The sequence below is a fragment of the Pseudomonas fluorescens genome (assembly GCF_001623525.1).
Lineage (GTDB): Bacteria > Pseudomonadota > Gammaproteobacteria > Pseudomonadales > Pseudomonadaceae > Aquipseudomonas > Aquipseudomonas fluorescens_Q.
In genome coordinates, this window is the sequence record NZ_CP015225.1 from 4,161,470 (window position 1) to 4,181,211 (window position 19,742).

Below are 19,742 nucleotides of genomic sequence, written 5' to 3' on the forward strand. Positions count from 1 at the left end.
GCAAAATGGTGCGCGCCATCGCGTCGCGCACCAACATGGCACGCAATCCGCCCCATCCTGAAACGCCATCCCAGCTATTTCCTACACCTCATTCGGTTGGCAAGCCCCTTGCTCTAAACACAGCACTGTTCATTGCTGGAAGCACTCCGATGCTGGTGATTCATCGCAGAATCGACACTCAACCGCGCTGGGACGCCGAGCTGCACCTGACCTTTGACGCCCGTAGCAAAAGCCGCCTGCGCTGTTTCAGTGCCGAGGGTGAAGACGTGGGGTTGTTCCTGGAACGAGGCCAACCGCCGCTGTACGACGGCGAATGCCTGCAAGCTGAAGACGGGCGCATCGTGCGCGTTTGCGCCCGCGCCGAACAATTGCTGCATGTCACCTGCGCCAACGCCTTCGAACTGACCCGCGCCGCCTACCATCTGGGCAATCGCCATGTCGCCCTGCAAGTGGGCGATGGCTGGTTGCGCCTGCTGGACGACTACGTGCTCAAGGCGATGCTCGAACAACTGGGCGCCCGTGCCGAATCCATCGAAGCCCCGTTCCAGCCGGAACACGGCGCCTATGGCGGCGGTCACCATCACTCCCGGCACGGCGACGAAGATTTCAACTACGCGCCGCGCCTGCATCAGTTCGGCGTGCGCACATGAACCCGGCCTGGGCGCTGCTGCGTCTGGCCAGCCCGCAACTGCCGATTGGTGGCTACAGCTATTCCCAGGGGCTGGAGATGGCGGTGGACAACGGCCAGGTGAAAAACCCTGACGACGCCCGTCGCTGGATCAGCGATCAACTGCTGCTGAACCTGGCGCGTTTCGAAGCGCCCTTGCTGCTGGCGCACTGCACCGCAGCCGCCGCTGACGATTGGGACGTGCTGCTGCAACGTTGCGAAGAACACCGCGCCAGCCGGGAAACCCGCGAGCTGTATCAGGAGAGCCGGCAGATGGGCTACTCGTTGCAGCAATTGCTCGCGGGCCTGCCGGAACTCGACCGCGCCGCGCGAGACTTTCTCGAACAGCGCAGCGAGCCGCACCTGGCCTTGTGCTGGGCCCTGGCCGCCCGCGCCTGGCAGATAGCCCCCCAGGACGCCCTCGCCGCCTGGCTGTGGAGCTGGCTGGAAAACCAACTGGCGGTGCTGATGAAAACCCTGCCCCTGGGCCAGCAAGCGGCCCAGCGCCTGACCAGCGAGCTGCTGCCGCTGCTGCAACAGGCCCAGCGCGACGCCTCGAACATCGACCCCGATCATTACGGCAGCGCCGCATTTGGCCTGTCCCTGGCGTGCATGGCCCATGAGCGCCAGTACAGCCGTCTGTTCCGTTCCTAGGAGACACTCATGAATACACAACCTCTGCGCGTCGGTATCGGCGGCCCGGTAGGTTCCGGCAAGACCGCCCTGACCCTGGCCCTGTGCCTGGCCCTACGTGAACGCTACAACCTGGCGGTGGTCACCAACGACATCTACACCCGCGAAGACGCCGACTTCCTGGTGCGCAACGAGGCCCTGGCGCCGGAGCGGATCATCGGCGTGGAAACCGGCGGTTGCCCGCACACGGCGATTCGCGAAGACGCGTCGATCAACCTGGAGGCGGTGGACCAGTTGAACCGGCGCTTCCCGGGCCTGGACCTGATCCTGGTGGAGTCGGGCGGCGACAACCTGTCGGCGACCTTCAGCCCGGAATTGTCGGACCTGACCATCTATGTGATCGACGTCTCGGCCGGTGACAAGCTGCCGCGCAAGGGCGGGCCGGGCATCTGCAAATCAGACCTGCTGGTGATCAATAAAATCGACCTGGCACCGCTGGTGGGTGCGTCCCTGGAAATGATGGACAGCGACACCCGGCGGATGCGCAACGGCAAGCCCTTCGTATTCAGCAATCAGAAGACCGGCCAGGGCCTGGACGACATCATTGCCTTCATCGAGCGCCAGGGTCTGCTGACCGCCGCCTGATCTTTCCGACTGACCACAAGGAAGCTTATCCATGAACTTCAAACGCATCCTCGGTGCCCTTGCCCTGCTGCTGACCCCAGCCTTGGCCTTCGCCCATCCCGGCCATGGCGACAATGGCCTGATCGCCGGCCTCGGCCACCCCATCGGTGGGCTCGACCATTTGCTGGCGATGCTGGCGGTCGGCTTGTGGGCCGCGCAACAACAAGGCGCCGCGCGCTGGGCGCTGCCCTGCACTTTCGTCGGTACAATGCTGCTCGGTGGCCTGCTGGGCTTTGAAGGCCTGGATCTGCCAGCGCTGGAAAGCGGGATCGCCGCCTCGGTGCTCGCCCTGGGCCTGGCGGTGGCACTGGCGGTGCGTCCACCATTGAGCCTGGCAGTCGGTGCGACGGCACTGTTTGCGCTGTTCCATGGCGTGGCCCATGGCTTGGAACTGCCGGACATGTCGAGCCCGTGGGCCTATGCGGTGGGCTTTGTCGCAGCGACGGCGGCGTTGCATGGCGCCGGGTTTGCCCTGGTGCGGGTGTTGCCGCGAGCGGCGGCGCCGTTGGTTCGATTGGCTGGGGCGGCTTCGGCAGGAGCTGGGGTTTGGTTGTTGGCGGGTTGATTTTCTAGCGCCTGCAAAGACCCCTTCGCGAGCAAGCCCACTCCCACATTTGATCGGTGCACACCGCACCTAACGTGGGAGCGGGCTTGCTCGCGAAGGCGGCCTGACAGGCGCCCCATCTCCCACGGCCTGCCACTCTGCTACCATGTCGCGCAATCGCCCCCAGCCGTGACGACCTCCGCCGATGCCTGATGCTTCCCGCCCCGCTCCCCAGCCTGAATTGACCGCCCTGTTCGCAACGGTGCGTCAGCATTTTCACGACGTGATCGTGCCGATGTGGCAAGGCCCGGGCTGGAATGCCGAACTGGCGTTGCCCTATGAATCCCTTGATGCCGAGCATGTGCCGCTGCCACCCCAGCGCTACCGCGCCATGGCATGTGCGCGGCAGTTGTATGTGTTCGCCAATCTGATCGGCGAAGTGCCCCAGGCCGAGGAGCGGGCCAGTGCACTGTTCCGCTCGCTGCAGCGTCATTTCCACGATGCCGAGCATGGCGGCTGGTTCTACAGCATCGACCCGCAAGGCGCGCCGCTGGACACCGGCAAAGACCTCTACACCCACGCCTTTATCCTGTTCGCCTGCGCCCATTACTGGGGCAAGGTCCGCGAACCGCTGGTGGAGTCGGTACTCAACGCGAGCCTGGAGGTCATTGCCCGGCGCTTTGCCAGCGCAGACGGCCTCTACGAAGCCAGCCTAAAGCGCGACTGGTCAACGACCGGATCCGGCCCGTTGCAAAACCCCTTGATGCATCTGGCCGAAGCGTTCCTCGCGACCTTGTCGGTTCGCGAAGACGCCAACGTCCGCCAGGCGCTGCTGAGCCTTTGCGACGGGATGTCCAAGCATTTCATCGAGCCGCAGCAACGCGTGATGATGGAGAAGCCGCTCAAGGCTGTGGATAACTGGTTCGAACCGGGGCACCAGTTCGAATGGTATTTCCTGCTGGCTTCCTCACCCCTGCTGCGTGACGGCAAGCTGCATGCGGCCCTGGAGCACAGCTTCGGCCATACCGAACAACGCGGCGTCGCCCCGGACTCCGGCGCTGTGTGTGCAACGCTGGCCTTGGGATCCCAGGCAGGCCCGCGCGATGCCACCCAACGCATCTGGGCCCAGGCGGAATACTTGCGGGCACTCACCTTGCGCCCGGGCAGCCAGGGGCTGCTGCTGCGTCAATTGCGCGCGCTGCAGCAGCATTTTCTGCATGCCAAGGGCTGGAACGAATGCCTGGACGCCGCCGGCGTCGTCAGCCGCCGGGACATGCCGTCCACTACGCCGTATCACCTGCTGACCTGCTATCGCGGGCTGGCCGACTACCTGGCATAACGCTGCTGTGGCTTCTGTGACTCCTGTAGCTTTTGTGGCGAGGGAGCTTGCTCCCGCTGGGCTGCGTAGCGGCCCCAAAAGCTGACGACTGCTTCGCAGCCGAACGGGAGCAAGCTCCCTCGCCACAGATGTCCCCCATCAAGTCTTGTTGCGCTCAATGGCAAACCCGGCCCAGGTCTGGCTCACCGGCATCAGCTCCAGGCTGTTGATGTTGATATGCGCTGGCGCATTGAGCACCCAGAAAATCGTATCGGCGATGTCCTGTGGCTGGATCGGCTCCGCGCCGGCGTAGGTCGCGTTGTAGCGCTCCTGGTCGCCACCGAAGCGCACCAGGGAGAACTCGCTCTCGCACAGGCCCGGCTCAATATTGCTCACCCGCACGCCCGTGCCTTGCAGGTCGCAACGCAGGTTCAGGGAGAACTGTTTGACGAACGCCTTGCTCGCGCCATACACATGGCTGCCCGGGTACGGGTAGTTGCCGGCGATGGAACCCAGGTTGACGATCCCGGCCCCACGACCGTGGGCGATCAGTCGCGGCAACAACAGGCGAGTACTGTAGATCAGCCCTTTCACATTGGTGTCGACCATGGTGTCCCAGTCATCAAGGTCGCACTTGGGTGCAGGGTCAACGCCCAGGGCCAGTCCGGCGTTGTTGATCAGCCCGCGCAATTTGGCGAAGGATGGCGGCAGGTTGGCGATGGCCTCTTCCATGGCCTTGCGATCACGCACATCCAATACCAGGCCATGGACTTCAGTCTGCTTCGACAGCTCGGCACAGAGGGCATTGAGGCGTTCTTCACGACGACCGGTCAGCACCAGTTTCCAACCGGCCTCGGCAAAACGACGGGCACAGGCTTCACCAAAACCGGACGTCGCGCCGGTAATAAACAGGGTGTCAGACATCGTGTTCTCCTTGTTTGAACTTCAACAGCCATTGAATGGAAATCGGCCCACAGCATGCCCGCCCTGGCACGGCAGGGGCAAGGCTTGCACGCGGCTTTTCCCAACGACTGCTCATAAAACAACCAATCAACGCCAGGCCTTGTCGAACAAGGGTCGCAGCCGGTTGCCCGCACCTTATCCACAGGCACGTCCACAGTAATCGGGGGCAAGTGCAAAACCCGCAAGCCGCTGTGCATAAGGCTTTGCGGGGTATTTGGAAAATTTTTTCGCTTGACCCTGCAAGTGAGGTTGTGCAGCGCAAGTTATCTGCTATAAGCCAATGCGAGATGGGCGATGGCTCCAAGCCAGTAACGACGCTGCTCAGCGCCGTCTTTCCAGAGTTTAACCACAGACTTATCCACAGGCTTGCCCAGCGACTTTCGAGCCCATTGCAGCGGTCACAAAAGTGTTGACAACAGCCATTCCCGCTTGACTAAAAACGCCTGATCAAAAAACGATCACAGCCCTGCAAGCCACGTATTCAAAGGCTTTCAGCCAGCTACTCCCACGTTACCCACAGCCAGTTCCACAGCAAACGGGGACAAGTCAAAACCGTGGCAAAACAACTATTTGCGGCGACTTTATGTCGCGGCTTCGCAAGGGCTAAGGATTGTTGTCCACAATTCTCCAAGCGACCAAAGCCCGCTCCCACAGGGAATGAGTGGTGCATTCGAGGAATAAAAAAACCGGCGATCACTCGCCGGTTTTTTCATTGCAACAACCGCCTCAATGACCGCCCAGGTACGCGTTACGCACCTCTTCGTTGGCGAGCAATTCCTTGCCGGTGCCGGTCAGGCGAATTTCACCGTTGACCATCACATAGGCCCGGTCCGACAGCTTGAGGGCGTGGTTGGCGTTCTGCTCCACCAGGAAGATGGTCATCCCCGTGGATGCCAGCTCACGCAGGGTGGCGAAGATCTGCTTCACCACAATGGGTGCCAGCCCCAGGCTCGGCTCATCGAGCAGCAACAACTTTGGCCGGCTCATCAATGCCCGGGCGATGGCGAGCATTTGCTGCTCGCCGCCAGACATGGTCATGGCCCGCTGGTTGCGCCGCTCCTTGAGTCGCGGGAACAGCTCGAACATGCGTTGCATGTCTTCGCTGGCGTATTTGTCACCGATAGGAATGGTACCCATCAGCAGGTTTTCCTCGACGGTCATGTCGGGGAACACCCGCCGCCCTTCCGGCGACTGCGCGATGCCGTTGGACGCGATGTAGTGGGACGACTTGTGGGTGATGTCCACGCCTTGGTAGATGATCTGCCCACCGGCGGCACGCGGTTGGCCGAAGATCGACATCAAAAGCGTGGACTTGCCGGCCCCGTTGGAGCCGATCAGGCTCACGGTCTCGCCTTCGCCAATGTGCATCGAGACTTTCTTCAGGGCCTGGATCGGCCCGTAGAACACGTCCAATTCCTTGAGTTCGAGGATAGGTCCACTCATACCAGTTCCTCTTCGTCGGCACCCAGGTAGGCCGCGATCACCTTCGGATCGTTGCGAATCGCCTCGGGACCGCCCTCGGCGATCACGTTGCCGTGGTCCAGCACCACGATGTGATCGGAAATGCTCATTACCATGCCCATGTCGTGTTCGATCAGTACCACGGTCAGATCATGCTCGTCGCGCAGCAGCCGGATCATCGCGCTCAGCGCTTCGGTTTCCTGAGGGTTGAGGCCGGCGGCCGGTTCGTCGAGGCAGATGATCTGCGGGCGTGTGCACATGGCCCGGGCGATTTCCAGGCGCCGTTGCTGACCGTAGGAAAGCTCGCCCGCCAGACGGTTGGCGCAATCCACCAGGTCCACCACTTCCAGCCAATAGAACGCATGATCCAAGGCGTCGCTTTCGGCCTTGCGGTAGCCCTTGGTGTTGAGGATACCCGCCACCATGCTGCGGTTGACCCACATGTGCTGGGCCACCAGCAGGTTTTCCAGCACCGACATTTCCTTGAACAGGCGAATGTTCTGGAAAGTACGCGCCAGGCCGGCGCGGTTCACCAAGTGGGTGCCGCCGAACATCTTGTAGTACAGCCGGCTGGCGAAGGACTTCGGCGACACGAAATCAGTCGGGCGAAACGCCTCGCCCAACAGCTTGATGACGTTGGTTTGCTCGCCACGCACATTGAGCTCGATCTTGCCGCCCGAAGCCTTGTAGAAACCGGTCAGGCAGTTGAACACCGTGGTTTTGCCCGCGCCATTGGGACCGATCAGGGCAAAGATCGAGTTGCGTTTGACTTGCAGGCTGACATCGCTGAGGGCCTTGATGCCACCGAACTGCATCATCAGGTTTTCAACTTTGAGTACGACTTCGCTCATGGCGCAACCCCCTTGCGCGGCGTCACGCCGGTTCGGCTGATACGGATCAGGCCGCGAGGACGCCAGATCATCATCAACACCATCAGTACGCCGAACAGCAACACCCGGTATTCGGAGAAGCTGCGCAGCAGCTCCGGTGCCACGGTGAGCACGAATGCCGCGATCACCACGCCAACCGTCGAGCCCATGCCACCGAGCACCACGATGGCCAGGATCAGCGCCGATTCGAAGAAGGTGAACGAAGACGGGTTGACGAAGCCTTGGTAACTGGCAAAGAACACCCCGGCCAGGCCAGCCGTGGACGCACCGATAGTGAACGCCGAGAGCTTGACCAGTACATGGTTCAGGCCCATGGAGCGGCAGGCGATTTCATCCTCGCGCAGGGCTTCCCAGGCACGACCGACCGGCATGCGGGTCAGGCGATGCTTGACGTAGAGCACCAGCAGTACCGTGATGAACAACACGATGTAGATGAACAGGAATTTGATGTTGGGGTTGTAGTCGATGCCGAAGAACTCATGGAATGGCACCCCGCCATCCTTCGCCCGCCTGCCGAACTCCAGGCCCAGGAAAGTCGGCGAAGGAACCGGCATGCCATTCGGCCCACCGGTGAACGACAGCCAGTTGTTGAGCACCAGGCGAATGATCTCGCCAAAGCCCAGGGTCACGATGGCCAGGTAGTCACCGTGCATTCGCAACACCGGGAATCCCAATATGCACCCCGCCATCGCCGCCGCAATGGCCGCCAGCGGCAGTACCGTCCAGAAGCCCAGCCCCAGGTATTGGTAGCCCAGCGCCAGGCCATAGGCGCCGATGGCGTAGAACGCCACATAGCCGAGGTCGAGCAGCCCCGCCAGGCCGACCACGATGTTCAGGCCCAGGCCCAACAGCACATAGATCAACCCGAGGATGACCACCGTGAGCACGTATTTGTTGGCGAAGAACGGAAACACGATGGCAATCACGATCAACGCCGGGATGATCCAGCGCAGCCGCGACTTGTAGTCCGGTGGCAGCACATGCACGCCGGAACCGGTGCTCTCGAAACCCTGGAGAATCTTCAGTCCCTTGGGGGTTTGCAGGAACAGGCTCAAGGCAAAGCGCCCGATCATCACGATCGCCACCAGCCAGCCGACGCGGGCCGGTTGCAAGTTGAAGCTGTAGCCGTCGAGCACCACGCCGACGATCGGCCCGAACACGATCAGCGAGATCAGGCCGGCCAGGATCGCGTCGATGACGCTCTGTTTGATATCAAGCGGTTTATTGGCAGCAGACATACTTATACCTTCGCCACGAGTGGGCGACCCAACAGGCCTTGGGGACGGAAAATCAGAATCAGCACCAGCAGCGAGAAACTGAACACATCTTTGTAGTCGGAGTTGATCAGACCGGAGAACAGCGACTCGGAAATCCCGAGGATGATCCCGCCGAGCATGGCCCCAGGCAGGGAGCCGATGCCGCCGAGTACCGCCGCGGTGAACGCCTTGATGCCGATGATGAAGCCGGCATAGAAGTCGAATGTGCCGTAGTTCATGGTGATCAGCACGCCGGCCAGGGCCGCCATGGCCGCGCCGATGATGAAGACGTAGGAGATCACCCGATCGGTGTTGATCCCCAGGATCGAGGCCATCTTGCGGTCTTGCTGGGTGGCGCGGCACATGCGCCCGAGCTTGGTGTACTTGATGATGTAGGTCAGCACCGCCATCCCGGCGAATGCGGCGATCAGGATGAAGATCTTGGTGTAGGTGAGCTGGACGAAACCGCTGCCGATGTCGAGGCGCATGGCGCCTTCAAGCAGCGTCGGGACACCCTGTTGACGGGCACCCTGGCTGATCTGTGCGTAGTTCTGCAGGATCAGCGAAATACCGATGGCACTGATCAGCGGTGCCAGCCGGGTCGAGTTGCGCAGGGGTTTATAGGCGACGCGTTCGATGACCCAGCCGTATACCCCGGTGACCACCACCGTGAACACGAGCGTGCCAAGGATCATGAGTGGAAAGGATTCGATACCGAAGTAAGCCAGCAGAGCCAGACTGATTGCCGCGAGGTAAGCGGAAATCATGTAAACCTCGCCGTGGGCGAAGTTGATCATGCCGATGATGCCGTAGACCATTGTGTAGCCGATGGCGATCAGACCATAGACCGACCCGAGGGTCAGGCCATTGATCAGTTGCTGCAGGAAAATACCATCCATAACGCAATCTCACGCAGTGAGAACCTGCACACCTTTGGGTGCGCGGTTCTTCTAAGGAAAATACAGATTAACGTCGGAGCAATGTCAGGCACGACCTGCACGCACCCTTTGGAAACCGGGGTTTGCCCGGCCCCCAAAGGAGGCGTTGACGGTCGCGTCAGCCCTTACTTCTGTTTTTCCAGCTGGTGGTATTTGCCGTCCTTGTCCCACTGATAGACCACGTAGTCGGAGACTTTCAAGTCGCCCTTGGTGTCCCATTCCTTCTTGCCCATCACGGTCTGGACGGGGTTGGCCTTGAGCCACTTGGCCGCGTCTTCGCCTTTATTGGACTTGGCGCCATTGAAACCGGCGGCCAGGGCCTGGACCGAAGCGTAGGCGTACAGGGTGTAGCCTTCAGGCTCGGTGCCATTCTTGCGGAACTCTTCAACCACGGCCTTGCTGTCTGGCAGCAGGCGCGGGTCGGCGCCGAAGGTCATGTACACGCCATCGACGTATTGCGCGCCGCCGGCGGTGGTGACCAGTTCGTCGGTCACGATGCCATCGTCGGACATGAACTTCACGTCCTTGAGCCCTTGCTCACGCAACTGGCGAACCAACGGGCCGGCTTCCGGGTGCAGGCCACCGAAATAGACCACGTCGGCACCGGCCGCACGGATCTTGGTGACCACGGCGCTGAAGTCTTTCTCGCCGCGGGTCAGGCCTTCGTACAGCACTTCCTTCACGCCACGCTTGGCCAGTTGTGCCTTGGTGGCATCCGCCAGGCCTTGGCCGTAGGTGTCCTTGTCGTGCAGCACGGCCACTTTCTTGCCCTTGAGCACGTCGACGATGTAGTCACCCGCCACGATGCCCTGCTGGTCGTCACGACCGCACATGCGGAACATGGCGCTCAGGCCGCGCTCGGTGACCTGGGGGTTGGTGGAGCCCGGGGTGATGGCGATGATGCCAGCTTCGTCGTAGACCTCGGAGGCCGGGATGGTGTTGGACGAGCAGAAGTGCCCGACCACGCCGATCACCTTGTCCTGGTCGACCAGGCGGTTGGCCACGGCCACGGCCTGCTTGGGTTCGCAGGCGTCGTCGCCCGCGACCAGTACGATTTTCTCGCCGTTGACGCCGCCAGCCTTGTTGATGGCATCGGCTGCCGCCTGGGCACCCTTCATGTACTGCTCGCCAAATGCAGCGTTGGCGCCGGTCATCGGCCCCGCCACACCAAATTTCACATCAGCTTGAGCAAACGCAGAAACACCCAGCGCAGCTGCCACTGCGAGGGCCAGGAAACCTTTCTTGTAAAACGTCTGGGACATGAGGTGGTGCTCCAAGGTTTTTTTTAGTTGGCACTGCGACTTCATTTCACTGAAAAGCTCAGAGCAAGGGCCGTGCCATCGGTTTTTTATTCTGAAAAAAGTCGCTGCTTTATTGTTATTTCGACTGTTTCGAGCCCTTTTTCATAGGGCGTGCAACCGTCTAAACCGCACGAGGTGCAACCTTTTATTTAAATGAGTGAAACCCTCTGTGAGCCATCATTGCAACCATCGCACGAAACAGCGTGCAACCGCTGTGTAACAACCCACGTCACCGAACTGCACACTGTCGGTGCACGATTGCTACAACCCGCACCATAACAGGCTAGACGCTACGCCAGAAAACGCGGGTTCCAGCAACAATTTTCAACACTCAAATGACGATCCGCAGGCACTGGCCCGCGTGATACAGCGAAAAGCCCGCTTCATACAGGCAACTGCGCAACCCCACCCCGGCCAATGGCTGCATGGGGGCGAACGGGATCGGCAGGGCCTGGGCGTTACCGTGACACAGGTAATCGGCGAACGCCTTGCCAACCACCGTGCCGGTGGTCACGCCCCGACCGTTGTAGCCGGTAACGGCCACCAGCCCGGGAGCCGGTTCGAACAGGCGCATCAAGTGATCGGGGGTAAAAGCAATGCAACCGGTCCAGGTGCACTCCCACTCCACCGACTTGAGGTAAGGAAAATAGTGCTGCTGTACCCGATCGGCCCAAGCCTTGAGGAACCAGGTCGGCTTGCGGTTGCCGTTGCCCAGGCTGCCCAGCAGCAAACGGCCGTCCTTGTCCCGGCGGATGCTGCTCAACACCTGGCGGGTATCCCACGAGCCCTGCCCGCCCGGCAGAATGCGTCGGGCGGCCTCGTCGGTCAGCGGGACCGAGGCGACCTGATAGTAATAACCGGGGAAGAAATTGCGCCGCAGCTCGGTCCAGTCGCCCTCGGTGTAGGCGTTGGAGGCGATCACCACCTGCTCGGCCAGCACCGCCCCCTGGGCAGTCTGCACCGACCAGCGCTGGCCTTGGCGTTCCAGGTGCGTCACCGGCGAGTGGTCGAACAACTGACCGCCAAGGTCGGTGGCCGCCTTGGCCAACCCGCTGGTGTAGGCCATCGGGTTGAGCGTGCCGGCGCGACGGTCGAGCAGCGCCGCGGCGATTTTCGACGTGCCGGTGGCATCGACACAGGCCTGGCCGGTGAGCAATTCCACCGGGGCACCGCGGCGCTTCCATTGCTCTTCACGACTGCGCAGGTCGGCCTCGCCCCGGGCGTTATGGGCCATGTGCAAGGTGCCTTCGCGGCGCAGTTGGCAATCGATGTTGTATTTGTCGATGAGGCTGAACACCAGGGCCGGTGCAGCCCCCAGCATGCGGTTGAGCTGGCTGCCCACCGCCTCGCCGAACCCGGCCTCGATGTCATCCGGCGGGATCCATAGGCCGGCGTTGACCAACCCGACGTTACGCCCCGATCCGCCGTGCCCGGCCCGATGGGCTTCCAGCACAACCACGCGCTTGCCTTGTTCGAGCAAATGCACCGCCGCCGATAACCCGGTAAAACCCGCGCCGATCACGCAGACGTCGGCCGTGACTTCACCGGTGAGCCCGCTGTTTTCAGGCCTTTGCGGCGTCAGTTTTTCCCATAGACATTCTTCGCGTAACGGCATTGCCAGCTCCTGGTCAGGAGCAGCTGCGAGCTTCAAGCCTCAAGCTGCAAGCAGGGGTCGCTTGCAGCTTGGAGCTTGCGGCTTGAAGCTGCTTAATCAAAGGTAATTCCCTGCGCCAACGGCAACTCCAGCGAATAGTTCACGGTGTTGGTCTGGCGGCGCATGTAGCCGCGCCAGGCATCGGAGCCGGATTCGCGACCGCCGCCGGTTTCTTTTTCGCCACCGAATGCACCGCCGATCTCGGCGCCACTCGGGCCGATGTTGACGTTGGCGATGCCGCAGTCACTGCCCACGGCCGACATGAACTGTTCGGCTTCACGCACGTCGGTGGTAAAGATGCAGGACGACAGGCCCTGGGGCACGGCATTGTTCAGGTGCAAGGCCTCGGCAAAGTCCTTGTAGCCAACCACATACAGGATCGGCGCGAAGGTTTCGTGGCGCACGACGTCGCTCTGCTCCGGCATCTCGACGATGGCCGGCGAGACGTAATAGGCATTCGGGAACTGGTCTTCGAGCTGGCGCTTGCCCCCAAACACGCGCCCGCCTTCGCTCAGGGCCTGCTCCAAGGCGTCCTGCATGTTGTCAAAGCTGTGCTTGTCGATCAGCGGCCCGACCAGGTTGCCTTCCAGCGGATGGCCGATGCGCACTTTCGAATAGGCGGCCTTGAGGCGGGTGACGATTTCTTCCTTCACCGACTCATGGGCGATCAGCCGACGCAGGGTGGTGCAACGCTGGCCGGCGGTGCCGACGGCGCTGAACAGGATGGCGCGTACGGCCATGTCCAGGTCGGCACTCGGTGCCAGGATCATGGCGTTGTTGCCGCCCAGCTCCAGTATGCTGCGGGCGAAACGCGCGGCAACTTTCGGTGCCACTTCACGGCCCATGCGGGTGCTGCCGGTGGCGCTGATCAAGGCCACGCGCGGGTCATCCACCAGCGCTTCACCGGCATCACGACCGCCGATGATCACCTGGCTCAGGTATGGGGGGGCGTCACTGAAGTTCTTCAACACGCGCTCGAACAGCGCCTGGCACGCCAGGGCGGTGAGCGGGGTCTTTTCCGACGGCTTCCAGATCACCGCGTTGCCGCACACCAGGGCCAGCGTGGTGTTCCAGGCCCAGACCGCCACCGGGAAATTGAAGGCACTGATCACCCCGACCACGCCCAGCGGATGCCAGGACTCACGCATGTGGTGGCCCGGACGCTCGGAGGCGATGGTCAGGCCGTACAGCTGGCGGGACAGGCCGACGGCGAAGTCGCAGATGTCGATCATCTCTTGCACTTCACCCAGGCCTTCCTGGGTGATTTTGCCGGCTTCCCACGACACCAGCTCGCCAAGGTCGGCCTTGTATTCACGCAACAGGTCGCCAAATTGACGCACCAGCTCGCCGCGACGCGGGGCCGGCACCTGGCGCCACAGGTCGAAGGCGTGTTCGGCACGGCTGACCTGCTGCTCGACTTCAGCCGCGCCTTCCCAGTTCACAGCGCCGATACGGCTGCCATCAATGGGCGAATGTACCGGTTGTGTGCCGTTCTGGTACAAGGCCGAGTCGACGCCCAAGCGATCAAGCAATGCAGCAACCATGGAAAATTTCCTCACACGAAAAACAAAGGATTGGCAGCCGGACGAATGCGACTGATCAGACCTGTAGTTGTAGCTGGCCTGAGTCTTGCCAACAAACGACCTTTAAGCGAGATATCATTCCGTTTATTCATGCTGGCCATGACCGGATAAGCAGAGCGACAAGAAATAAGGCCTCATATGCTCAATAAACGCTATTTGCCGTCGATCACGGCGCTGCAATGCTTCGAAGCGGTGACCCGCCACTTGAGCTTCACCCGTGCCGCCGAAGAGCTGAATCTGACCCAGAGCGCCGTCAGCAAACAGGTCGCGCAACTGGAGGAGCTGCTGCAGCACTTGCTGTTCCGACGCGTGCGCCGACGCTTGCAGCTGACGCCTGCCGGTGATTTGTACCTGGGGGAGGTGCGAAAAATCCTCACGCAGGTGGAGATGTCTACCCATTACCTGCGCTCCTACGGCGGCGACACTGAAGTTCTGCGCGTTTCCACGCCTCCGACCTTCGGCGCTCGCTGGTTGGTCCCACGCTTGAAGGGCTGGCGATTGCGCCATCCGAAGATTCACCTGGACCTGTGCAGCGAGCAGGAGGCCGACGACTTGCTGCAAGGGCGCAGCGACCTGGCGTTCTATTTCGGCCAAGGCTCGCGCCCCGGCACCGAATCCCTGAAGCTGTTTGGCGAAGAACTGGTGCCCGTCTGCGCGCCCGGCAGCCTGCCTGACCAGCCCTTCACCGACCCGACCCAACTGGCCGAGCTGGTGCTGCTGCAAAACGCCTCGCGGCCCCAGGCCTGGCACGACTGGTTCGACCACCAGGGCTACCACACCGAACATAGCTATCACGGGCCGCGTTTCGAAACCTTCTACATGTGCATCCGCGCCGCTCAGGTCGGCTGCGGCGTCGCCCTGCTGCCACGGTTTCTGGTGGAAGAAGAACTGGCCGACGGTAAACTGGTCATCCCCTGGCAACACGCGATGCCCAGCACCAACGCCTATTACCTGGCCTATCCGGAACATTCGGCGGAAGTGCCCAAGGTGCGGTTTTTTGTGGAGTGGATGTTGGAGCAGATCGAGAGCCCGGGTACGCCGCAGTAGCCATTGGCTTTCCCTCTGTGGCGAGGGAGCTTGCTCCCGCTGGGCTGCGAAGCGGCCCCAAAAACGTGCGGGCGCTGCGCACCCGAGCGGGAGCAAGCTCCCTCGCCACAAAGGCCTGTGAACACTAAAAAATCACTGGCAATACCCACCCAGGTTATGCGCCACTAACCCCCTCATCCCAAACCGCTGCACCCCGCTGCCCGCCGCAGCGGCCTGTCTGGAGAACCCTATGAGCGAGAGCGTATTTGCCGATCGTATCGTGCAGAACCTGCTCGACACCGACTTCTACAAACTGACGATGATGCAGGCGGTGTTGCACAACTACCCCAACGTCGAAGTCGAATGGGAATTTCGCTGCCGCAACAGCGAAGATCTGCGCCCGTACCTGGCGGAGATCCGCTTTCAGATCGAGCGCCTGGCCGAGTTGAGCCTGAGCGCCGACCAGTTGGGTTTCCTGGAGCGCATCAGTTTTCTGAAGCCGGACTTCCTGCGTTTCCTGGGCCTGTTTCGCTTCAACCTGCGCTACGTGCACACCGGTATCGAAAACGGCGAGCTATTCATCCGCCTGCGCGGGCCGTGGCTGCACGTCATTCTGTTCGAAGTGCCGCTACTGGCCATCGTCAGTGAGGTGCGCAATCGTTATCGCTATCGTGAAATCGTCCTGGAACAGGCGCGGGAACAGCTTTATCGCAAGTTCGACTGGCTGAGCGCCAACGCCAGCGCCGAAGAACTGTCCGAACTGCAAGTCGCGGACTTCGGCACCCGTCGTCGTTTTTCCTTCCGTGTCCAGGAAGAAGTGGTCAACGTGCTCAAGCATGACTTCCCCGGGCGTTTCGTCGGCACCAGTAACGTGCACCTGTCCCGGGAACTGGACATGAAGCCCCTGGGCACCATGGCCCACGAGTGGATCATGGCCCACCAGCAATTGGGCCCGCGGCTGATCGACAGCCAGATCGCCGCCCTCGATTGCTGGGTGCGCGAGTACCGAGGCCTGCTGGGGATCGCCCTGACCGATTGCATCACCATGGACGCCTTCCTCAAGGATTTCGATCTGTTCTTCGCCAAGCTGTTCGACGGTTTGCGCCATGACTCCGGCGACCCGGTGATCTGGGCCGAAAAAGCCATTGCCCACTATCACAAGCTCGGCATCGATCCGATGAGCAAGACCCTGGTGTTCTCCGATAGCCTGACATTGCCCAAATGCCTGGAGATTTTTCGAGCATTGCGTGGTCGCATTAATGTCAGCTTCGGTATTGGCACCAACCTGACGTGTGACATTCCAGGTGTAGAGCCGATGAGCATCGTGCTTAAAATGATCAGCTGTGACGGGCAACCCGTGGCCAAGATTTCAGACGAGCCCGGCAAGACCCACTGCAAAGACCCGAATTTCGTCGCCTACATGCGACATGTTTTCCAAGTACCTGCCGCCCTTTCTGACACATCAAGCAAGGAGTGAATTCATGCAAGCCGTACAGCGTGAGATTGCTGAACAGCTCAAGGTCCAGCCACCGTTCACCGATGACGCCGCCCTCAAGGCCGAAATCGCCCGTCGGGTAGACTTTATCCAGGATTGCCTGGTCAACTCCGGGCTCAAGTCCCTCGTGCTGGGCATCAGCGGTGGCGTTGACTCGTTGACCGCCGGACTGCTGGCCCAACGTGCCATGCGCGAACTGCGGGAGAAAACCGGTAACACCGCCTACAAGTTCATCGCCGTGCGCCTGCCGTACGAAACCCAGTTCGACGAGCATGAAGCCCAAGCCTGTGTGGACTTCATCGACCCGGACGAGCGCCATACCGTCAACATCGGCCCGGCGGTCAAGGCCTTGGCCGATCAAGTCGCGGCGTTCGAAGGCAAGGCAGCGGTCTCGCGGGATTTCGTGCTGGGCAATACCAAGGCGCGGATGCGTATGGTTGCGCAATACACCATCGCGGGCACCGAGCACGGCCTGGTGATCGGCACCGACCATGCCGCCGAAGCGGTGATGGGTTTCTTCACCAAGTTCGGTGATGGCGCCTGCGACTTGGCGCCGTTGAGTGGCTTGGTGAAAAACCAGGTCCGGGCCATCGCTCGTGACTTTGGCGCGCCGGAGTCGCTGGTGGAAAAAATCCCCACCGCCGACCTTGAGGACCTGTCCCCAGGCAAGCCGGACGAAGCCTCCCACGGCGTGACCTACGCCGAGATCGATGCGTTCCTGCACGGCAAGCCGGTACGGGACGAGGCGTTCAGGATCATTTGCGAGACCTATCGCAAGACTGAGCACAAGCGGGTGATGCCTTACGCCCCATGACTACAAGAGGCGCCTGCTCTGCCGCCATCGCGAGCAAGCTCGCTCCCACAGGGGGGTTGCCTGGCATAAAAAAAGCGCCCCGCATGGGTAACGCTGTTCATTTAAGAACAATGATGGACCTGTGGCGAGGGAGCTTGCTCCCACTCGGCCGCGAAGCGGTCGTAAACCGGTAGATGCAGTGTGTCTGATGCTCCGCATTTGGCCGGTTTTGGGGCCGCTTCGCGGCCCAGCGGGAGCAAGCTCCCTCGCCACGGGTGTATCGATTGCCTTAAGTGAACAGCATTACCCTGCCTGGGGCGCTTTTTTGTGCCTGAAGTGATTATTTCAGGGTAACGGTGCCTTTCATCATCGAGATGTGGCCCGGGAACGAGCAGAAGAAGCCGTACGCCTCACCGGCAGCCAGTTTCGACACATCGAAGGTCACCGAGTCGCTTTCCTTGGCACCAATGAGTTTGGTGTGGGCGATGATGCGTGCATCACCTTCCGGCAGGTAGTTCTTGTCGATGCCTGCTGCCAAACCAGCCGTGGCAATCGGCTGCATGTCAGCCTCTTTGCTCAGCACCCAGTTATGGCCCATGACGTTTTTCGGCAAGCTGCCCGAATGCGTCAGCTCAACGGTGAACGTCTTGCAGCTCTTGTCGATCTCGATGGCCTTGGTGTTGAAGGACATCTGGTCGGTCGAGTCGATGGTGGTCTTGCACTCCGCTGCCATCAGTTGGCTGCTGGCCAGCGTCAACAGGGATACTGCAACAAGTTTGGCAAACATCGTGAATCTCCAAGGCATGGTTAACAAAAATCCGTCAAAGGGGAAGACTGCCTGAATTTCAGACAAGTTCCTATGACCTGAATCAAAGATTGTATACAACTTAAGGCTATCAGCCTGATGGACACAATCAACCAGCCAGAGGGATGACACCCCCTTATGATCAGCCTCACCACCTCTCGGGAGCGCCCATCATGAACGTCAACAGCCTGTTATGCAGCTTGCTCGCCGCCTACGCCTGCGGCGCCAGTGGCACCTACGAAAAACCCCAGCGCGAGGTTTAATCGCTTTGCGCCACCAAGGCCAGGCTTTACTCTGGGTCGGTTACTGATCATGGAGTAAAGCATGTCCATCGCGTCTGTTTGTGTATTTTGCGGCGCCAGCACCGGCACCGATCCAGCGTATCGTGAAGCGGCGCAGGCCCTGGGCCGGGCATTGGCGGAACGAAAATTGACCCTGGTCTACGGCGGCGGTGCCGTCGGCCTGATGGGGATCGTCGCCGACGCGGCCTTGGCGGCCGGCGGCGAGGTCATCGGCATCATCCCGCAAAGCCTCAAGGACAAGGAAATCGGCCACAGCGGCCTGACTCGCCTGGAAGTGGTGGACGGCATGCACGCCCGCAAGGCACGCATGGCCGAACTCAGCGATGCCTTCATCGCCCTGCCTGGCGGCCTCGGCACGTTGGAGGAGTTGTTCGAAGTCTGGACCTGGGGCCAACTCGGCTACCACGGCAAACCGCTGGGGCTGCTGGAAGTGAACGGTTTCTACAGCAAGCTCATCGGCTTTCTCGATCATATCGTCGACGAAGGCTTCGTCCGCGCGCCCCATCGTGACATGCTGCAAGTGAGCGAATCAGCGCAGAGCCTGCTCGATGCGCTGGACGAATGGCAACCGTCAGTGCAGCCAAAGTGGGCCGAACAAAAACCCAGCTAACGGCTCGGCCCCGATACAGGGCAGAATATGCGCCGCTCAACCTCACCTTCGACCCCAGAGGATCGCCCATGGCCAAACCCAATTATTCCTTCGCCAAACGTCAAAGAGACTTGGCCAAGGAGCAGAAGAAAGAGGAAAAGCTGCAGCGCAAGAAAGCCACAGCTGAAGAAGAAGCCGCACTGACCCCGGATACCGAAGGCGAAGTGGCGGCAGAAGATGATGTTGATGCACCGAAAGATCAGGCGCCCGACGCCTGAGCCCCTCCGGGCCCGATGATGTAATCCGGCCCCACGGTTTGTGTCCAGGGCCGGCAGCCTAGCTGCCGGTCCTCACAACCCCAATGCCTTGATAATCGACTCGCGATAACCCGTTGGCAGGTTCGCCGGCAGCCGCCCCGGTTCGAACAGCCCAATCTCCTTGTGTTCATGACTGATCGTCGGCACGAAACCGCCCAGCAACTGGCAGCGGTACGTGGAGATGAAGACGTGCTTGCCGGGAATCACCTCGAACAAGTACGAATCCAGCGGCTCCCCCACGCTCACCTCGATCGCCAGCTCCTCGGTAATTTCCCGCGCCAGGCATTGCGGCGCTGTTTCGCCCAGCTCGATCCGCCCGCCGGGCAATTCCCATTCATCCCGTTCGTTGAGCATCAGCACGACCAGGCCTTCGGGGGATTGCAGCACGCCCTTGATGGAAACCGGGAACATGAAGAGGCCTCGCAGTTAATGATTTATCTGTGGCTAGGGAGCTTGCTCCCGCTTGGGTGCGAAGCGCCCATAAAAATGGGGTCGCTGCGCGACCCAGCGGGAGCAAGCTCCC

Annotated in this window: 20 protein-coding genes; 10 read left to right on the top strand and 10 right to left on the bottom strand. The window is 61.2% G+C overall.

Annotation, left to right across the window (positions count from 1 at the left end; genetic code table 11):
- Positions 1 to 149 precede the first annotated feature (149 nt).
- The 5 genes from ureE (at position 150) to TK06_RS17900 (ending at position 3,867) form a co-directional block, all read left to right on the top strand.
- Positions 150 to 650, top strand: a complete 501-nt coding sequence (gene ureE, locus TK06_RS17880; protein ID WP_063323158.1) for an urease accessory protein UreE — start codon at positions 150 to 152, stop codon at positions 648 to 650.
- Positions 647 to 1,321 carry an urease accessory protein UreF gene (locus TK06_RS17885; protein WP_063323159.1) on the top strand — a complete coding sequence of 225 codons (675 nt, stop codon included), beginning with the start codon at positions 647 to 649 and terminating at the stop codon, positions 1,319 to 1,321. Before ureE ends, TK06_RS17885 begins: the two co-directional genes overlap by 4 nt.
- 9 nt (positions 1,322 to 1,330) lie before the next feature.
- Positions 1,331 to 1,945 carry an urease accessory protein UreG gene (ureG, locus tag TK06_RS17890; protein WP_003197309.1) on the top strand — a complete coding sequence of 205 codons (615 nt, stop codon included), beginning with the start codon at positions 1,331 to 1,333 and terminating at the stop codon, positions 1,943 to 1,945.
- Positions 1,946 to 1,976: 31 nt separating this feature from the next.
- Entirely contained in the window at positions 1,977 to 2,549 is a 573-nt protein-coding gene (locus TK06_RS17895) for a HupE/UreJ family protein (protein ID WP_063323160.1), read from the top strand.
- A gap of 184 nt (positions 2,550 to 2,733) precedes the next feature.
- Positions 2,734 to 3,867, top strand: coding sequence for an AGE family epimerase/isomerase (locus TK06_RS17900; protein WP_063323161.1), 1,134 nt, complete (start codon positions 2,734 to 2,736; stop codon positions 3,865 to 3,867).
- A gap of 138 nt (positions 3,868 to 4,005) precedes the next feature.
- Here TK06_RS17900 and TK06_RS17905 read toward each other — a convergent pair whose 3' ends face one another.
- The 8 genes from TK06_RS17905 to amaB all read right to left on the bottom strand — a co-directional run bounded on the left by TK06_RS17905 (position 4,006) and on the right by amaB (position 13,853).
- Positions 4,006 to 4,770, bottom strand: a complete 765-nt coding sequence (locus TK06_RS17905) for an SDR family oxidoreductase (protein WP_003197302.1) — start codon at positions 4,768 to 4,770, stop codon at positions 4,006 to 4,008.
- Positions 4,771 to 5,535: 765 nt separating this feature from the next.
- Positions 5,536 to 6,252 (bottom strand): ABC transporter ATP-binding protein, encoded by a 717-nt coding sequence (locus TK06_RS17910; RefSeq protein ID WP_053117959.1) that lies wholly within the window; start codon positions 6,250 to 6,252, stop codon positions 5,536 to 5,538.
- On the bottom strand, positions 6,249 to 7,121 hold the full coding sequence (locus tag TK06_RS17915) for an ABC transporter ATP-binding protein (protein WP_063323162.1): 873 nt from the start codon (positions 7,119 to 7,121) through the stop codon (positions 6,249 to 6,251). Before TK06_RS17915 ends, TK06_RS17910 begins: the two co-directional genes overlap by 4 nt.
- Complete coding sequence (livM, locus tag TK06_RS17920; protein WP_060739397.1) at positions 7,118 to 8,398, bottom strand: high-affinity branched-chain amino acid ABC transporter permease LivM; 1,281 nt, start codon at positions 8,396 to 8,398, stop codon at positions 7,118 to 7,120. The genes TK06_RS17915 and livM overlap by 4 nt, the downstream gene beginning before the upstream one ends.
- Positions 8,399 to 8,400: 2 nt before the next feature.
- The gene (locus TK06_RS17925; RefSeq protein WP_063323163.1) at positions 8,401 to 9,315 is read right to left on the bottom strand and encodes an ABC transporter permease subunit; all 915 of its coding nucleotides are present in this window, start codon (positions 9,313 to 9,315) and stop codon (positions 8,401 to 8,403) included.
- Positions 9,316 to 9,479: 164 nt separating this feature from the next.
- A complete protein-coding gene (locus tag TK06_RS17930) occupies positions 9,480 to 10,616 on the bottom strand; it encodes a branched-chain amino acid ABC transporter substrate-binding protein (protein WP_063323164.1) in 1,137 nt (378 codons plus the stop codon).
- Between the two features lie 370 nt (positions 10,617 to 10,986).
- Positions 10,987 to 12,270, bottom strand: coding sequence for an L-pipecolate oxidase (gene amaA, locus TK06_RS17935; protein WP_063323165.1), 1,284 nt, complete (start codon positions 12,268 to 12,270; stop codon positions 10,987 to 10,989).
- Positions 12,271 to 12,362: 92 nt separating this feature from the next.
- Positions 12,363 to 13,853, bottom strand: a complete 1,491-nt coding sequence (amaB, locus tag TK06_RS17940) for an L-piperidine-6-carboxylate dehydrogenase (RefSeq protein ID WP_063323166.1) — start codon at positions 13,851 to 13,853, stop codon at positions 12,363 to 12,365.
- 177 nt (positions 13,854 to 14,030) lie between these two features.
- Here amaB and TK06_RS17945 point away from each other — a divergent pair, with 177 nt between their 5' ends.
- The 3 genes from TK06_RS17945 (at position 14,031) to nadE (ending at position 17,227) form a co-directional block, all read left to right on the top strand.
- On the top strand, positions 14,031 to 14,939 hold the full coding sequence (locus tag TK06_RS17945; protein ID WP_063323167.1) for a LysR family transcriptional regulator: 909 nt from the start codon (positions 14,031 to 14,033) through the stop codon (positions 14,937 to 14,939).
- Positions 14,940 to 15,168: 229 nt separating this feature from the next.
- A complete protein-coding gene (pncB, locus tag TK06_RS17950; RefSeq protein WP_063323168.1) occupies positions 15,169 to 16,395 on the top strand; it encodes a nicotinate phosphoribosyltransferase in 1,227 nt (408 codons plus the stop codon).
- Between the two features lie 4 nt (positions 16,396 to 16,399).
- The gene (gene nadE / locus TK06_RS17955) at positions 16,400 to 17,227 is read left to right on the top strand and encodes an ammonia-dependent NAD(+) synthetase (RefSeq protein WP_063323169.1); all 828 of its coding nucleotides are present in this window, start codon (positions 16,400 to 16,402) and stop codon (positions 17,225 to 17,227) included.
- A 319-nt stretch (positions 17,228 to 17,546) separates the two neighbouring features.
- On the opposite strand, the gene azu is transcribed toward nadE, so the two are convergent.
- A complete protein-coding gene (azu, locus tag TK06_RS17960; protein ID WP_063323170.1) occupies positions 17,547 to 17,993 on the bottom strand; it encodes an azurin in 447 nt (148 codons plus the stop codon).
- 342 nt (positions 17,994 to 18,335) lie between these two features.
- Here azu and TK06_RS17965 point away from each other — a divergent pair, with 342 nt between their 5' ends.
- Positions 18,336 to 18,923 carry a TIGR00730 family Rossman fold protein gene (locus TK06_RS17965; RefSeq protein WP_063323171.1) on the top strand — a complete coding sequence of 196 codons (588 nt, stop codon included), beginning with the start codon at positions 18,336 to 18,338 and terminating at the stop codon, positions 18,921 to 18,923.
- A gap of 68 nt (positions 18,924 to 18,991) precedes the next feature.
- Positions 18,992 to 19,180, top strand: a complete 189-nt coding sequence (locus TK06_RS17970; protein ID WP_057448273.1) for a hypothetical protein — start codon at positions 18,992 to 18,994, stop codon at positions 19,178 to 19,180.
- 72 nt (positions 19,181 to 19,252) lie between these two features.
- Here the strand turns inward: TK06_RS17970 and TK06_RS17975 are convergent, their stop codons facing one another.
- Positions 19,253 to 19,630, bottom strand: coding sequence for an NUDIX hydrolase (locus TK06_RS17975; protein WP_063323172.1), 378 nt, complete (start codon positions 19,628 to 19,630; stop codon positions 19,253 to 19,255).
- Positions 19,631 to 19,742 lie beyond the last annotated feature (112 nt).

Excerpts from the sequence above, each read along its gene's own strand:
- TK06_RS17965 (WP_063323171.1), top strand. The coding sequence starts at position 18,336 with ATGTCCATCGCGTCTGTTTGTGTATTTTGCGGCGCCAGCACCGGCACC.
- TK06_RS17905 (WP_003197302.1), bottom strand. The coding sequence starts at position 4,770 with ATGTCTGACACCCTGTTTATTACCGGCGCGACGTCCGGTTTTGGTGAA.
- TK06_RS17900 (WP_063323161.1), top strand. The coding sequence starts at position 2,734 with ATGCCTGATGCTTCCCGCCCCGCTCCCCAGCCTGAATTGACCGCCCTG.
- azu (WP_063323170.1), bottom strand. The coding sequence starts at position 17,993 with ATGTTTGCCAAACTTGTTGCAGTATCCCTGTTGACGCTGGCCAGCAGC.
- TK06_RS17970 (WP_057448273.1), top strand. The coding sequence starts at position 18,992 with ATGGCCAAACCCAATTATTCCTTCGCCAAACGTCAAAGAGACTTGGCC.
- TK06_RS17925 (WP_063323163.1), bottom strand. The coding sequence starts at position 9,315 with ATGGATGGTATTTTCCTGCAGCAACTGATCAATGGCCTGACCCTCGGG.
- nadE (WP_063323169.1), top strand. The coding sequence starts at position 16,400 with ATGCAAGCCGTACAGCGTGAGATTGCTGAACAGCTCAAGGTCCAGCCA.
- amaA (WP_063323165.1), bottom strand. The coding sequence starts at position 12,270 with ATGCCGTTACGCGAAGAATGTCTATGGGAAAAACTGACGCCGCAAAGG.
- TK06_RS17895 (WP_063323160.1), top strand. The coding sequence starts at position 1,977 with ATGAACTTCAAACGCATCCTCGGTGCCCTTGCCCTGCTGCTGACCCCA.
- amaB (WP_063323166.1), bottom strand. The coding sequence starts at position 13,853 with ATGGTTGCTGCATTGCTTGATCGCTTGGGCGTCGACTCGGCCTTGTAC.
- TK06_RS17975 (WP_063323172.1), bottom strand. The coding sequence starts at position 19,630 with ATGTTCCCGGTTTCCATCAAGGGCGTGCTGCAATCCCCCGAAGGCCTG.
- TK06_RS17910 (WP_053117959.1), bottom strand. The coding sequence starts at position 6,252 with ATGAGTGGACCTATCCTCGAACTCAAGGAATTGGACGTGTTCTACGGG.
- pncB (WP_063323168.1), top strand. The coding sequence starts at position 15,169 with ATGAGCGAGAGCGTATTTGCCGATCGTATCGTGCAGAACCTGCTCGAC.
- TK06_RS17930 (WP_063323164.1), bottom strand. The coding sequence starts at position 10,616 with ATGTCCCAGACGTTTTACAAGAAAGGTTTCCTGGCCCTCGCAGTGGCA.
- TK06_RS17915 (WP_063323162.1), bottom strand. The coding sequence starts at position 7,121 with ATGAGCGAAGTCGTACTCAAAGTTGAAAACCTGATGATGCAGTTCGGT.
- ureG (WP_003197309.1), top strand. The coding sequence starts at position 1,331 with ATGAATACACAACCTCTGCGCGTCGGTATCGGCGGCCCGGTAGGTTCC.
- ureE (WP_063323158.1), top strand. The coding sequence starts at position 150 with ATGCTGGTGATTCATCGCAGAATCGACACTCAACCGCGCTGGGACGCC.
- livM (WP_060739397.1), bottom strand. The coding sequence starts at position 8,398 with ATGTCTGCTGCCAATAAACCGCTTGATATCAAACAGAGCGTCATCGAC.
- TK06_RS17885 (WP_063323159.1), top strand. The coding sequence starts at position 647 with ATGAACCCGGCCTGGGCGCTGCTGCGTCTGGCCAGCCCGCAACTGCCG.
- TK06_RS17945 (WP_063323167.1), top strand. The coding sequence starts at position 14,031 with ATGCTCAATAAACGCTATTTGCCGTCGATCACGGCGCTGCAATGCTTC.